We start from the raw sequence: 13,980 nt of genomic DNA, 5'->3' as shown, positions 1-13,980 counted from the left end.
ACGCCCCGGGGCCTGCGCACCGGGGCATTCGGACCAATCCGAGGGGCCGGCGGTCGGCCCCGGGGTCATTTCAGCTCGACGATCGGGGTGCCGGTCATCTCGGGCGGCACCGGCAGGCCCATCAGGGTCAGCACGGTGGGTGCCACGTCGGCGAGGACGCCACCTTCGCGGATGCGGGCGGGGCGCTTGCCGTAGTAGATGAAGGGCACCGGCTCACAGGTGTGTGCGGTGTGGGCTTGGCCGGTGGCTTCGTCTTCCATCTGCTCGACGTTGCCGTGGTCGGCGGTGATCAGCGCTTCGCCGCCGACCTTGTCGAGGGCGGCGGTGATGCGGCCCAGGCAGGTGTCCAGGCACTCGACGGCCTTGACCGCGGCTTCGAACACGCCGGTGTGGCCGACCATGTCGCCGTTGGCGTAGTTGACGATGATCACGTCGTAGCGTTGCTGCTCGATGGCGTCGACGATGCGGTCGGTCACCTCGGGGGCGCTCATCTCCGGCTGCAGGTCGTAGGTGGCGACCTTGGGCGAAGGGATCAGGATGCGCTCTTCGCCGGCGAACGGCTCTTCGCGGCCGCCGGAGAAGAAGAAGGTGACGTGGGCGTACTTCTCGGTCTCGGCGATGCGCAGCTGGGTCTTGCCGTTGTTGGCCAGGTATTCGCCGAGCACGTTGTTCAGGGATTCGGGCTTGAACGCGCTGGGGGCCGGGATGCTGGCGGCGTACTGGGTCAGCATCACGTAGCCGGCCAGAGCGATTTCGCGGGCGCGGGCGAATTCCTTGAAGCCGGGCTCGACGAAGGCGCGGGACAGCTCGCGGGCGCGGTCGGCGCGGAAGTTCATGAACACCACGGCATCGCCGTCTTCCACCCGCACCGGCGCGCCGATGGTGGTGGCCTTGACGAACTCGTCGCTCTCGCCGCGCTCATAGGCGGCGGCCAGGCCTTCGGCGGCGGTGGCGGCGGCGAACTCGCCACGGCCTTCGGTGATCAGGTTGTAGGCGGCTTCGACGCGGTCCCAGCGGTTGTCGCGGTCCATGGCGTAGTAGCGGCCGATCAGGCTGGCGATACGACCCTTGCCGAGGCGGGAGAAGGCGGCGTCGAGCAGCTCGATGGAGGGCTGGGCGCTCTTGGGCGGGGTGTCGCGGCCGTCGAGGAAGGCGTGCAGGTAGATCTGCTCGGCGCCGCGTTGGGCGGCCAGTTCAGCCATGGCGACCAGGTGGTCCTGGTGGCTGTGCACGCCGCCGTCGGAAAGCAGGCCCATGAAGTGCACGGCCTTGCCGGCGGCGACGGCCTTGTCCACGGCGTCGACGATCTCCGGGTTGGTGAAGAACTCGCCGTCGCGGATGGCCTTGGTGACGCGGGTGAAGTCCTGGTACACGACGCGGCCGGCGCCCAGGTTCATGTGGCCCACCTCGGAGTTGCCCATCTGCCCGTCGGGCAGGCCCACGTCCATGCCGGAGCCGGAGATCAGCCCGTTGGGCTGGGTCGCGCGCAGGTGGTCGTAGACCGGGGTGCGGGCGGCGTGGATGGCGTTGTAGTCCGGGCTGTCACTGTGACCGAAGCCGTCCAGGATGATCAGGACCAGGGGTTTGGGCGTGGCTGTCATGGCGTCCGACTCGCAAGGGGGCGTGAGCAAAAAGGGAGCGGCATTTTACGTACAAGTTCCTTGTACGTCACCGCTGGCCGGGGTTTGGTGGACCTGTGGCGCTGTGTATACTGGCCGGCATTTTACCGCCCCGGGACCCGTCGATGCTTGCCCACCTGATTGAATTTGCCACTAACCACTATGTGCTGAGCGCTATCTTCGTCGTCCTGCTGGTGTTGCTGATCGTCCATGAACTGCGCCGCAGCGGTCGTGCCGTCAGCCCCCGCGAGCTGACCGCGCTGGTCAACTCCGGCGAGGGCCTGGTGCTGGACGTGCGCTCGGTGAAGGACTTCGGCGCCGGCCACATCGTCGACGCCCTGAACATCCCCTTCGAGAAGCTCGCCGCCCGCATGGCCGAGCTGGAAAAGCACAAGGACAAGGCCATCATCGTGGTCGATACCATGGGCCAGCACGCTGGCACCGTTTGCCGTGACCTGAAGAAGGCCGGTTTCAATGCGCTCAAGCTGTCCGGCGGTATCGGCAGCTGGCGCGGCGAAAACCTGCCCCTGGTGAAGTGAAATGCCGAACGTCGTCATCTATTCCAGCGACTGGTGCCCCTACTGCATGCGAGCCAAGCAGTTGCTGCAGAGCAAGGGCGTCCAGTACGAAGAGATCAAGGTGGACGGGAAGCCCGATGTACGCGCCGAGATGACCCGCAAGGCGGGCCGCACCTCGGTGCCCCAGATCTGGATCGGCCCGACCCATGTGGGCGGCTGTGACGACCTCTATGCCCTGGAGCGGGCCGGGAAGCTGGATGCCCTGCTCGAGGCTTGACCCTCCGGTAACGGACGAACAAGAAGGTTCTGCCAAATGACTGAACAAGCAAACGGCGCTTCCCAGGAAGCCGCACCGCAATTCTCCCTGCAGCGCATCTACGTGCGTGACCTGTCCTTCGAGGCCCCCAAGAGCCCCGAGATCTTCCGCCAGGAGTGGTCCCCCAGCGTCGCGCTGGACCTGAACACCCGCCAGAAGAACCTGGACGGCGACTTCTACGAAGTCGTGCTGACCCTGTCCGTGACCGTGAAGAACGGCGAGGAAACCGCCTTCATCGCGGAAGTGCAGCAGGCCGGCATCTTCCTGATCAAGGGCCTGGATGCGGCCTCCATGAGCCACACCCTGGGCGCCTTCTGCCCGAACATCCTGTTCCCCTACGCTCGCGAAACCCTGGACAGCCTGGTGGTGCGCGGCTCCTTCCCGGCGCTGATGCTCTCCCCGGTCAACTTCGATGCCCTGTACGCCCAGGAAATGGCGCGTATCCAGGGTGGTGAAGCCCAGGCCTGAGCCGTTCCGGCTCCATGGAAAAGCGCCCCTCGGGGCGCTTTTTCGTTGGCGGTGATCGACCTGGCGTTAGTCCAGGCAGAAGCCGTGCTGGCGCCAGGCCTCGTAGACCGCCACGGCGACGCTGTTGGACAGGTTCAGGCTGCGGCAGCCCGGGCGCATCGGCAGGCGCAGGCGCTGGGATTCGGGCAGCGCGTTGCGCACCTCGTCCGGCAGGCCGCGGCTCTCCGGGCCGAAGAGAAATGCGTCGCCCTTCTCGAAGGCGACATCGTGGAACAGCCGGCTGCCCTTGGTGGTGAAGGCGAACACCCGGGGATGGCCAAGGCTGGTCAGGCAGCTGTCCAGGTCGGGATGACGCCGCAGGGTGGCGTACTCGTGGTAGTCCAGCCCGGCACGGCGTAGGCGCTTGTCGTCCAGCTCGAAGCCCAGGGGCTCGATCAGGTGCAGGTCGCAGCCCGAGTTGGCACACAGCCTGATAATGTTGCCCGTGTTTGGCGGGATTTCCGGTTGAAAGAGGATGACGTGGAACATGCAAGGCCCCGAGCCCGAAACAGGGCGGCATTCTAGCGCTGAAACGGATATCCGTAGGCGTCTGTTGCCGCGCTTCATTGGTTCGCTGGCAATTCTCGGCTTGCTGCTGGGGTTGACGCTTGGCCGCGCGTTCAAGCCGGAGGTGACCCAGTTGGAGCGCGTCGAGGCGCAGGGAGACCGGCTGGTGTTGTGGTTCAATCGGGCGCCCCAGCAGACCGCCGAGCACCGCGATGGCGCGTTGGCTTTCGTGTTCGATGCGCGTGTCGAGGCGACCCAGGGCCGTCTGCAACTGGCAGGCCGACCGGTGAACTGGCGACTGCAGAAGACGCCCGCCGGGGCAGTGCTGCACTTCGTGGCCACGCGCCCGTTGAAGGGCGAGTGGCAGGGGGCTTGGGTGGACGGCCAGTGGCGCCTGTCCATCGACCTGCACGAAGGGTAGGAAAAAGAAAAGGGCTCCGGGCCTGCCTGTACCCGAAGCCCCTGAAGGCTGCTCGCCACGGTGCGTGGCTGGAGCGTTGCAAGAAAGGGGATTCCCCAGCCTGCCTGTACCAGGGTCCCCGAAAGGGTCTTGCCCGTTGCCGTGCCTGGGGCGACGGCGGCGAGCGGTTGTAAGAAAGGGGAATCCCCGGCCTGCCTGTACCTGGGCCCCCGAAAGGGTTCGCCGCTGTTTGGTCGCGGAGCGGGGCTCGACGCGAACTGGGCAGCGGGTGGTGCATATAAAGAGGGGGCTTCCCGGCCTGCCTGTACCAGGGGCCCCTGAAACTGTACGTATCAGGGTCAATGCAGAGGCTGTGCCAAGTTGCGTTCAGGCGTGGTTCTGTCGGCTGTGGATAACGCTGCAAGCCAGTGAATAAGCGGTCTGCAGCCTTTCAGGCAGCGCGTCTGCGGAGGGGGGAAGGGGCTCTGACGGGTAGGCGCTTCGGCACAGGGCTGGGGCATCTGATCGAAGCGTTGCACAGGTGCGGGGCAGGGGCGTGCTGCGCTGAAAGACCTGCTGCAGAGCGATTGCCAATGAAAAGGCCGCCCGCAGGCGGCCTTGGAGGGCGGGGAGGGGTCAGGCGTCGCCGTCGTCGTCCTCGTCGGCACCGTCCACTTTCATGCCCAGTTCCTTGATCTTGCGGGTCAGGGTGTTGCGCCCCCAACCCAGCAGCACGGCGGCGTCGCGTCGGCGGCCGGCGGTGTGCTTCAGGGCAGTCTCGATCATGATCCGCTCGAACGCGGGTACGGCGGTGTCCAGCAGGCTGGACTGGCCGCGGCCCAGGGCCTGGTCGGCCCACTGGCGCAGGGCCTGCTCCCAGTTGGTGACCGGGGCGGCGTCCTGGGGCTGGATCAGCAGTTCCGGCGGCAGGTCGTCGACATGCACTTCGCGGCCCGAGGCCATCACGGTGATCCAGCGGCAGGTGTTCTCCAGTTGGCGCACGTTGCCCGGCCAGGGCAGGTTCTTCAGGTATTCCTCGGTCTCCGGTTTGAGCAGCTTGGGCTCCACGGCCAGTTCCTGCGCCGCGCGGGCAAGGAAGTGGCGGGCCAGCGCGGGGATGTCCTCGCGGCGGTCGGACAGCCGAGGGATGTGGATGCGGATGACGTTGAGGCGGTGGAACAGGTCCTCGCGGAACTTGCCGGCCTGCACCAGGTTTTCCAGGTTCTGGTGGGTGGCGGCGATGATGCGCACGTCCACCTTCACCGGGGTATGGCCGCCCACGCGGTAGAACTCGCCATCGGCCAGCACCCGCAGCAGGCGGGTCTGGGTGTCGGCGGGCATGTCGCCGATCTCGTCGAGGAACAGGGTGCCGCCGTCGGCCTGCTCGAAGCGGCCGCGACGCTGGTTGGCCGCGCCGGTGAAGGCGCCTTTTTCATGGCCGAACAGTTCGGATTCCATCAGGTCCTTGGGGATCGCCGCCATGTTCAGGGCGATGAAGGGTGAGGCGGCGCGTGGGCTGTGGCGGTGCAGCGCGTGGGCCACCAGCTCCTTGCCGGTACCGGATTCGCCATTGATCAGCACGGTGATGTTGGAGTGGCTGAGGCGGCCGATGGCGCGGAACACCTCCTGCATCGCCGGTGCTTCGCCGATGATTTCCGGGGTGCGTGGCTGGTTGGCCGGGGCCACCAGGTTCTGCTGTTCCTGGGCGTGCTGGAAGGCGCGCTTGACCAGAGAGACGGCCTCGTCGACGTCGAACGGCTTGGGCAGGTACTCGAAGGCGCCGCCCTGGTAGGAGGCCACCGCGCTGTCCAGGTCGGAATGGGCGGTCATGATGATCACCGGCAGGCGCGGGTGCATCTCGCGGATGCGTGCAAGCAGGTCCAGGCCACTGGCTCCGGGCATGCGGATGTCGGAGATGATCACGTCCGGCTGCTGCCGGGTCAGGCGGCTGAGCACGCTGTCGGCGCTGTCGAAGCTCTGGGTGGTCATGCCTTCCTGCTGCAGGGCCTTTTCCAGCACCCAGCGGATGGAGCGGTCGTCGTCGACGATCCAGACGGTTTCACTTCGGGTCATGAGGATGCGGCTCCTTGTTCCAGCGGCAGGAAGAGCGAGAAGACGGTGTGGCCGGGGTGGCTCTCACACTCGATCAGGCCCTGGTGCTGGCTGATGATGTTCTGGGCGATGGCCAGGCCGAGGCCGGTGCCGTCCGGGCGCCCGCTGACCATGGGGTAGAAGATGGTGTCCTGCAGCTCGGGGGGGATGCCCGGGCCGTTGTCGATGATCTCCACCTTGGCCACCAGACGATGGCGGGTGTGGCCGATGGTGAACTGGCGCAGGGTGCGGGTGCGCAGGGTGATGCGGCCCAGGCGCAGGTCGTTCTGGCCGGACAGCGCCTGCATGGCGTTGCGCACGATATTGAGCACGGCCTGGATCATCTGCTCCTTGTCGATGAACACGTCCGGGATGCTCGGGTCGTAGTCGCGCACCAGGTTGACGCCGCCCTGGCTCTCGGCCTCCACCAGGCTGCAGACGCGCTCCAGCACTTCGTGGACGTTGGTCATGGCCAACTGCGGCAGCTTGTTAGAGCCGAGCATGCGGTCCACCAGGTTTCGCAGCCGGTCGGCCTCTTCGATGATGACGTTGGTGTAGTCCTTCAGGCTTTCCTCGGGCAGCTCCCGGGCCAGCAACTGGGCAGCGCCACGGATGCCGCCCAGGGGGTTCTTGATCTCGTGGGCGAGGCCGCGCACCAGCAACTTGGTGGTCTCCTGCTTGGAGAGCTGAGCCTCTTCCTTGGTGATGCGCAGCAGGCGGTCGCGGGGGTGCACTTCCAGCAGCAGCAGGGTTTCGCCCTTGCTGAGGATGGGTGTCACCGCGTAGTCCACGGTGATGGTCTGCCCGGAGAGCGAGGTCAGCATGGCCTCGCGCTTGGTGAAGGGGTGGGCCTGTTCCACGGCCTGGCGCAGGGACGCCAGGGCTTCGGGGGATTCGGTGAACAGCTCGCTGATGAACTGGCCGTGGCTGCGTTGGCCGCTGACGGCCAGGAGCATCTCCGCCGCCGGGTTCATGTACTCAAGGCGCAGGTCGGCGTTGAGCAGGATCACCGCGGTGGTCAGGTTGTCGAGCAGCAGTCGGTGCAGGGCGTCGTTGATGGTCATGGGTCGGTCATCTCGGCGATGCGCGGGAAAATGCAAGAAGCAAACCAAGCCCTGAAAAGACGCGCGGAATGCCGCCCACAACGGGGCCCGGCCACGCGACGGCGCATGCCGGGGCGCAGTGGGCGAACCAAAATGGGGAGAGTATAGAAAGTGGTGCGCCTTCTCGCACCGAAATGGTGCGAGTCGCGATCAGAGGAAGGGCAGGATGCCGATGATGCCCTTGTCCGGCTCCTTCGGCTTGTCCTTCAGCGGGCATTCGGGGCGCACGCCCCAGTCGGCTTTCTTGCAGGGGTTCACGCGGCGCTTCTGGTCGAGGGAGATGCGTTTGACGTGAACAGGCTGGTTGGGGGTGCGCTCCACCACGCGGCCCTGCGGGTCGATGATTTCCACCGCCAACTGGTGGGTGCCCCGGTCCAGGTTGCTGAGCGGGAAGACCGGGCTGCGGCCGGGCTCGCCCTGGACGTTGCCGTCGAGTAGCAGGCGGTAGTTGTGGCCATCGCGCAGCACCGGGTCGCTGGTGGCGGTGACGATCAGGCTGCCGTCGCCGCTGATGGTGGCGTCAGGCTCTGGGATCAGGATGCGCAGCACCTGGTAGCCCTGCTCCCGGGGGATGGGGGCGGGCGGTGCCACCAGCGGCGCGCCGCGCTGCGGGGTCATGGCATTGGAGGGCGCCAGTTCGATGCGCTTGGCATTGCCGGGCTTGGGCTGGTCGGTGAAGACGCGGTTCCCCTCCTCGTCGACGTAGGTGTAGACCTGGGCGACGGCGGGCAGGCTGGCGAGAAGCAGGCAGAACAGAAGCGTGCGCATGGGTTGTGGCTAGGTTCTCGGCGTGGGTTTCGGGCGCATGGCCGGGCTGTTGGTATCGACCCGCTGCAGGGTGAAGGTCTGGGTTTCGCTCTGCTGCACCACCTTCTCGCCTTGCAGCACCTGAACGGACACGCTGTGCTCGCCACGGCTGGCATTGGTGACCTGCAGGCGCGGGACATTGGCCGGGCTGCCGTAGGGCTGGCCATCCATTACCAGGCGCAGGCTGTGGCCGGGCTGCAGGCGCGGCTTGATGCGCACATCGAGGGTGAACGAGCCGTTGTTGGCACGCAGGGCTTCGTCGCTGGGCAACACCAGGCTCAGTTGCTCGTAGGCGGCGCTGACCTTCTTCTCCGGTTCGGCCGGCGGCGGGGCGATGGGCTTCTGGGCTTCGACGGTGTTGGTGGGCGGTAGCTCGACGGTTTCGACCTTGCCCCCTTCCGGCGGCTGGTTGGTGAACACGGTGTGGCCGTTGGCGTCGGTGTACTTGTAGATCTGCGCGCTGGCGGGCAGGGCGAGCGTCAGCAGCAGGCAGGCGAGCATGGGGCGCATGGCCGGTCTCTCCGGGTGGGAATGGCGCTAAGCCTTGCACCGGTAGGCGATGCTGGCAAGTTCGGGCTGCCGGTGCTGTGCGGTGTCGCTGAAAACCCGGGCCGGGAACGGGGTTGCGGGGATGAAAAAAAGGCCTCCCGAAGGAGGCCTCTCGAAACGTGCCGCTGGTGCGGCACGCTGCCTGGGCAGGCGACTGGATCAGACGCTGTAGTACAGGTCGTATTCCAGCGGGTGCACGAAGGTGCGCACCTTGATCTCTTCTTCGCTCTTCAGCTCGATGTAGGCATCGATGAAGTCGTCGGAGAACACGCCGCCCTTGGTCAGGAAGGCACGGCCCTTGTCCAGCTCTTCCAGGGCTTCCTTCAGGCTGCCGCAGACCTGCGGGATCTCTTTCGCCTCTTCCGGCGGCAGGTCGTACAGGTTCTTGTCGGCGGCATCGCCGGGGTGGATCTTGTTCTGGATGCCGTCCAGGCCGGCCATCAGCAGGGCTGCGAAGCACAGGTAGGGGTTGGCAGCCGGGTCCGGGAAGCGCGCTTCGATGCGGCGGGCTTTCGGGCTGTTGACGTACGGGATGCGGATCGAGGCGGAACGGTTGCGGGCGGAGTAGGCCAGCATGACCGGGGCTTCGAAGCCGGGCACCAGACGCTTGTAGGAGTTGGTGGACGGGTTGGTGAAGCCGTTCAGCGCCTTGCCGTGCTTGATGATGCCGCCGATGAAGTACAGGGCGGTATCGGACAGGCCGGCATAGCCTTCGCCAGCGAAGGTGTTCTTGCCATCCTTGGAGATGGACATGTGAACGTGCATGCCCGAGCCGTTGTCGCCGTACAGCGGCTTCGGCATGAAGGTCACGGTCTTGCCGTAGGCGTCGGCGACGTTGTGCACGCAGTACTTCAGGGTCTGGACTTCGTCAGCCTTGGCAACGAGGGTGTTGAACTTCACACCGATCTCGTTCTGGCCGGCGGTGGCCACTTCGTGGTGGTGAACTTCGACCACCAGGCCCATTTCTTCCAGGGCGTTGCACATGGCGGTACGGATTTCGTGGTCGTGGTCGACCGGCGGTACCGGGAAGTAGCCGCCCTTCACGCCCGGACGGTGGCCCTTGTTGCCGCCTTCGATGTCGGCGTCGGTGTTCCAGGAAGCCTGCTCGGAGAAGATCTTGAACATGGAGCCGGAGATGTCGGACTTGAACTTCACTTCGTCGAAGATGAAGAACTCGGGCTCCGGACCGACGAATACGGTGTCACCGATACCGGTGGACTTCAGGTATTCCTCGGCGCGACGGGCGATGGCGCGCGGGTCGCGGTCGTAGCCTTGCATGGTGCTCGGCTCGATGATGTCGCAGACCAGGATCAGGGTCGGCTCTTCGGTGAAGGGGTCCAGGACGGCGGTGCTGTCATCCGGCAGCAGGATCATGTCGGAGGCTTCGATACCTTTCCAGCCGGCGATGGACGAACCGTCGAACATCTTGCCGTGCTCGAAGAAATCGTCGTCGGCGTCACGGGCCGGCATGGTCACGTGCTGCTGCTTGCCTTTGGTGTCGGTGAAGCGCAGATCAATCCACTTCACGTCGTGTTCTTTAATCAGTTGAAGCGACTTCGACATGTTGTCCTCCAGGTGGATGAGGGCGGCATTCATGCGACCCCCAATAAAGGTGAAGCCGGGGCGGGATAGTCCGCCAGGGCGACCTGCCTCACAAGGGAGCAATTTGCGTGCCAGTGCCCAGGAATGGGCCGGAGCCGCGCAGCTCAGGCGGGGCGGGGACTGCGGCCGGTTTGTGCACAGTTTTGCGCACCATTAACGTGCTGGTTTCGCGTCGAATGCACCCTATTGGTGCGCTGTTATGGTGCGTGATTGATTTTGGTCAAAGCTTGAACAATTTCCGCTATAATCCGCGCCCCTCTTTTTCCGTCGCCTTTGCGGGCGCAGTTTTTCCATGAAACTCATCATCAAGGTCTTCCCAGAAATCACCATCAAGAGCCGGCCGGTGCGCAAGCACTTCATCCGCCAGCTCGCGAAGAACATCCGGTCCGTGCTGCGCGACCTCGACCCGGATGTCGAGGTGACCGGCGTCTGGGACAACCTGGAGCTGGTGACCCAGTGCACCGAGCCCAAGCTGCTGGCCGAGATGATCGAGCGCCTGAGCTGCACGCCGGGCATCACCCATTTCCTGGAAATCAACGAATACCCGCTGGGTGATTTCGACGACGTCTTCGAGAAGTGCAAGCTGCACTACGCCGACCAGCTGCCCGGCAAGATCTTCGCCGTGCGCTGCAAGCGTGCCGGCAAGCACAGCTTCAGTTCCATGGAACTGGAGCGCCACGTCGGCAGCCGCCTGCGTCGCGAGTGCGGTGCCGCCGGCATCTCGCTGAAGAACCCGGAAGTGGAAGTGCGGATGGAAGTGCGCGATCAGCGCCTGTTCGTCATCCACCACCAGCACGAAGGCCTCGGCGGCTACCCGCTGGGCTCGCTGGAGCAGACCCTGGTGCTGATGTCCGGCGGGTTCGACTCCACCGTCGCCGCCTTCCAGATGATGCGCCGCGGCCTGATGACCCACTTCTGCTTCTTCAACCTCGGCGGCCGTGCCCATGAAGTGGGTGTGATGGAAGTGGCCCACTACCTGTGGGAGAAGTACGGGCGTTCCCAGCGCGTGCTGTTCATCAGCGTGCCCTTCGAGGAAGTGGTCGGCGAGATCCTCGGCAAGGTCGACAACAGCCAGATGGGCGTGGTGCTCAAGCGCATGATGCTGCGCGCCGCCACCCACATGGCGAAGAAGCTGCACATCGACGCCCTGGTGACAGGCGAGGCCATCTCCCAGGTGTCCAGCCAGACCCTGCCCAACCTCTCGGTGATCGACTCGGCCACCGACATGCTGGTGCTGCGCCCGCTGATCGCCAGCCACAAGCAGGACATCATCGACACCGCCACCCGCATCGGCACCGCCGAGTTCGCCAAGCACATGCCCGAATACTGCGGCGTGATCTCGGTGAACCCCACCACCCGCGCCAAGCCGGGCCGCATCGAGCACGAGGAAGAGCAGTTCGACATGGCCGTGCTGGAGCGCGCCCTGGAGCGCGCCCGCCTGGTGGCCATCGACCGCGTGATCGACGAGATGGGTCAGGACCTGCAGGTGGAGGAAGTGCGCGAGGCCCTGCCGGGGCAGATCGTCCTCGACATCCGCCACCCCGATGCCCAGGAAGACGAACCCCTGGCGCTGGAAGGCATCGACGTGCAAACGCTGCCCTTCTACGCGATCAACAGCCGCTTCAAGGACCTGGACGCCAACCGTCAGTACCTCCTGTACTGCGACAAGGGCGTCATGAGCCGCCTCCATGCCCACCACCTGCTCAGCGAGGGGCATACGAATGTGCGCGTTTATCGCCCGGCTTAAACAGCCCGGGCTCTACGGCGGCAGCATCCGTCACCGCCCCCCCGACCGGCGGCCGCGCCGAATCGACTGATCTTCATACAGGCCGCCTAGACTCAGCGGCACACCGAATCCCCTGATCGAGATACACCCGTGATCGAAAAACTGCGCAACATCGCCATCATCGCCCACGTCGACCATGGCAAGACCACCCTGGTAGACAAACTGCTGAAGCTCTCCGGCACCCTCGACCGCAAAGAAGCGGAATCCGAGCGCGTGATGGACTCCAACGACCAGGAGAAAGAGCGCGGCATCACCATCCTGGCGAAGAACACCGCCATCAAGTGGAACGGCTACAACATCAACATCGTCGACACCCCCGGCCACGCCGACTTCGGTGGCGAGGTGGAGCGCGTGATGTCCATGGTGGACTCCGTGCTGCTGGTGGTCGACGCCCAGGACGGCCCCATGCCGCAGACCCGCTTCGTGACCCAGAAAGCCTTCAAGGCCGGCCTGCGTCCGATCGTCGTGGTCAACAAGATCGACCGTCCGGGCGCTCGTCCTGACTGGGTCATCGACCAGATCTTCGACCTGTTCGACAACCTCGGCGCCACCGACGAGCAACTCGACTTCCCGATCGTCTACGCCAGCGCCCTGAACGGCATCGCCGGCCTCGACCACGAGAAGATGGACGACAACATGGACGCCCTGTTCCAGGCGATCATCGACCACGTCCCGGCCCCGGTGGTGGACACCGAAGGCCCGTTCCAGATGCAGATCTCCCAGCTGGACTACAACAGCTTCCTCGGCGTGATCGGCATCGGCCGCATCGCCCGCGGCAAGATCAAGACCAACACCCCGGTGGTGGCCGTCAGCGACGATGGCAGCAAGCGCAACGGCCGCGTGCTGAAGATCATGGGTCACTCCGGCCTGCAGCGCGTCGAAGTCGCCGAAGCCGAAGCCGGTGACATCGTCTGCGTCAGCGGCATGGACGAACTGTTCATCTCCGACACCCTGTGCGACCCGCAGAACGTCGAAGCCCTGCCGCCGCTGACCGTCGACCAGCCCACCGTGAGCATGACCTTCCAGGTCAACGACTCGCCCTTCGCCGGCAAGGAAGGCAAGTTCGTCACCAGCCGCAACATCAAGGACCGTCTGGAGAAGGAGCTGCTGCACAACGTCGCCCTGCGCGTCGAAGCGGGCGACTCCGCCGAGAAGTTCAAGGTCTCCGGTCGTGGTGAGCTGCACCTGTCCGTACTGATCGAAACCATGCGCCGTGAAGGCTTCGAGATGGGCGTAGGCCGTCCGGAAGTGGTGATCATCGAGAAGGACGGCGAGAAGCAGGAGCCCTACGAGAACGTCACCATCGACATCGAAGAGCAGCACCAGGGCTCGGTGATGGAGCAGATGGGCCTGCGCAAGGGCGATCTGACCAACATGATCCCCGACGGCAAGGGTCGCGTCCGCCTGGAGTACACCATCCCGGCACGCGGCCTGATCGGCTTCCGCAACAACTTCCTGACCCTGACCTCGGGCACCGGCATCCTGACCTCGACCTTCAGCCACTACGGCCCGATCAAGGCCGGCGAAGTCACCAACCGTCAGAACGGCGTACTGGTCTCCATGGCCACCGGCACCGCCCTGACCTACTCGCTGGAAACCCTGCAGAGCCGCGGCAAGCTGTTCCTCGCCCCCGGCGACGAGATCTACGAAGGCCAGCTGTGCGGCATCAACAGCCGTGACAACGACCTGGTGATCAACCCCACCAAGGGCAAGAAGCTCGACAACATGCGCGCTTCCGGCAAGGACGAAGTCATCGCCCTGGTTCCGCCGATCAAGTTCACCCTGGAACAGGCGCTGGAATTCATCGCCGACGACGAGCTGGTGGAAGTGACGCCGAAGTCCATCCGCCTGCGCAAGAAAATGCTGAACGAGAACGACCGCAAGCGCTACGAGCGCAGCAAGGTCTGACCCTCGGTCAGTGACTGAAAAGCCCCCGCCGGAGCGATCCGGCGGGGGCTTTTTGTTATCGGCTGCCAGATACGGAAATTTCCATAGGTCTGCTCGGACGTCGTGCTGTTTGCCGGCACTTTGCCTGCTGTTTTCATTGCCGCTCTCGATCATTCAATCGTTCAGGAGCGGCACGGCGTGCGGAGTTGGACATTATTTCCCTTCTTGTGGGGATGTTGGTGGCCCTTGCAGGTTGCCTTCGCTGCCGATCCCGTGGTGCCGTCCCCC

General features: G+C 65.1%; 13 protein-coding genes. 6 read left to right on the top strand and 7 right to left on the bottom strand.

What is annotated here, in order from left to right:
• Positions 1–65: 65 nt before the first annotated feature.
• Positions 66–1,601: a 2,3-bisphosphoglycerate-independent phosphoglycerate mutase gene (gene gpmI, locus A7D27_RS13425; RefSeq protein WP_069565175.1), complete on the bottom strand. Its 1,536-nt coding sequence runs from the start codon at positions 1,599–1,601 to the stop codon at positions 66–68.
• Between the two features lie 143 nt (positions 1,602–1,744).
• On the opposite strand from gpmI, the gene A7D27_RS13420 reads away from it, so the two are divergent.
• The 3 genes from A7D27_RS13420 to secB are packed head-to-tail and all read left to right on the top strand — an operon-like array spanning position 1,745 to position 2,921.
• Complete coding sequence (locus A7D27_RS13420) at positions 1,745–2,158, top strand: rhodanese-like domain-containing protein (protein WP_069559953.1); 414 nt, start codon at positions 1,745–1,747, stop codon at positions 2,156–2,158.
• Between the two features lies 1 nt (position 2,159).
• Positions 2,160–2,414, top strand: coding sequence for a glutaredoxin 3 (grxC, locus tag A7D27_RS13415; protein ID WP_044405413.1), 255 nt, complete (start codon positions 2,160–2,162; stop codon positions 2,412–2,414).
• Positions 2,415–2,450: 36 nt separating this feature from the next.
• A complete protein-coding gene (secB, locus tag A7D27_RS13410) occupies positions 2,451–2,921 on the top strand; it encodes a protein-export chaperone SecB (RefSeq protein ID WP_044405414.1) in 471 nt (156 codons plus the stop codon).
• A 66-nt stretch (positions 2,922–2,987) separates the two neighbouring features.
• Here the strand turns inward: secB and A7D27_RS13405 are convergent, their stop codons facing one another.
• Complete coding sequence (locus tag A7D27_RS13405) at positions 2,988–3,449, bottom strand: tRNA (cytidine(34)-2'-O)-methyltransferase (protein WP_069559952.1); 462 nt, start codon at positions 3,447–3,449, stop codon at positions 2,988–2,990.
• 64 nt (positions 3,450–3,513) lie between these two features.
• Between A7D27_RS13405 and A7D27_RS13400 the strand changes: the two genes are divergently transcribed.
• The gene (locus A7D27_RS13400) at positions 3,514–3,888 is read left to right on the top strand and encodes a hypothetical protein (RefSeq protein WP_240920368.1); all 375 of its coding nucleotides are present in this window, start codon (positions 3,514–3,516) and stop codon (positions 3,886–3,888) included.
• 615 nt (positions 3,889–4,503) lie between these two features.
• On the opposite strand, the gene ntrC is transcribed toward A7D27_RS13400, so the two are convergent.
• From ntrC to glnA, 5 genes are all read right to left on the bottom strand, one after another.
• Entirely contained in the window at positions 4,504–5,940 is a 1,437-nt protein-coding gene (gene ntrC, locus A7D27_RS13395) for a nitrogen regulation protein NR(I) (RefSeq protein WP_069559950.1), read from the bottom strand.
• Positions 5,937–7,022 (bottom strand): nitrogen regulation protein NR(II), encoded by a 1,086-nt coding sequence (gene glnL / locus A7D27_RS13390; RefSeq protein ID WP_069565174.1) that lies wholly within the window; start codon positions 7,020–7,022, stop codon positions 5,937–5,939. Before glnL ends, ntrC begins: the two co-directional genes overlap by 4 nt.
• Positions 7,023–7,211: 189 nt before the next feature.
• Positions 7,212–7,829: a DUF4124 domain-containing protein gene (locus tag A7D27_RS13385; RefSeq protein ID WP_069565173.1), complete on the bottom strand. Its 618-nt coding sequence runs from the start codon at positions 7,827–7,829 to the stop codon at positions 7,212–7,214.
• A gap of 9 nt (positions 7,830–7,838) precedes the next feature.
• The gene (locus tag A7D27_RS13380) at positions 7,839–8,378 is read right to left on the bottom strand and encodes a DUF4124 domain-containing protein (RefSeq protein ID WP_069565172.1); all 540 of its coding nucleotides are present in this window, start codon (positions 8,376–8,378) and stop codon (positions 7,839–7,841) included.
• A 198-nt stretch (positions 8,379–8,576) separates the two neighbouring features.
• Complete coding sequence (glnA, locus tag A7D27_RS13375; protein ID WP_044405511.1) at positions 8,577–9,980, bottom strand: glutamate--ammonia ligase; 1,404 nt, start codon at positions 9,978–9,980, stop codon at positions 8,577–8,579.
• Positions 9,981–10,311: 331 nt separating this feature from the next.
• On the opposite strand from glnA, the gene thiI reads away from it, so the two are divergent.
• Complete coding sequence (gene thiI / locus A7D27_RS13370; protein WP_069559946.1) at positions 10,312–11,766, top strand: tRNA uracil 4-sulfurtransferase ThiI; 1,455 nt, start codon at positions 10,312–10,314, stop codon at positions 11,764–11,766.
• A gap of 129 nt (positions 11,767–11,895) precedes the next feature.
• A complete protein-coding gene (gene typA, locus A7D27_RS13365; RefSeq protein ID WP_044405428.1) occupies positions 11,896–13,713 on the top strand; it encodes a translational GTPase TypA in 1,818 nt (605 codons plus the stop codon).
• Positions 13,714–13,980 lie beyond the last annotated feature (267 nt).

The sequence above is a fragment of the Pseudomonas sp. 1D4 genome (genome assembly GCF_001728925.1).
Taxonomy (GTDB): Bacteria; Pseudomonadota; Gammaproteobacteria; order Pseudomonadales; family Pseudomonadaceae; genus Metapseudomonas; species Metapseudomonas otitidis.
The sequence above is the reverse complement of the archived record's forward strand: the minus strand, read 5'-3'. Positions and strand labels throughout refer to the sequence as shown.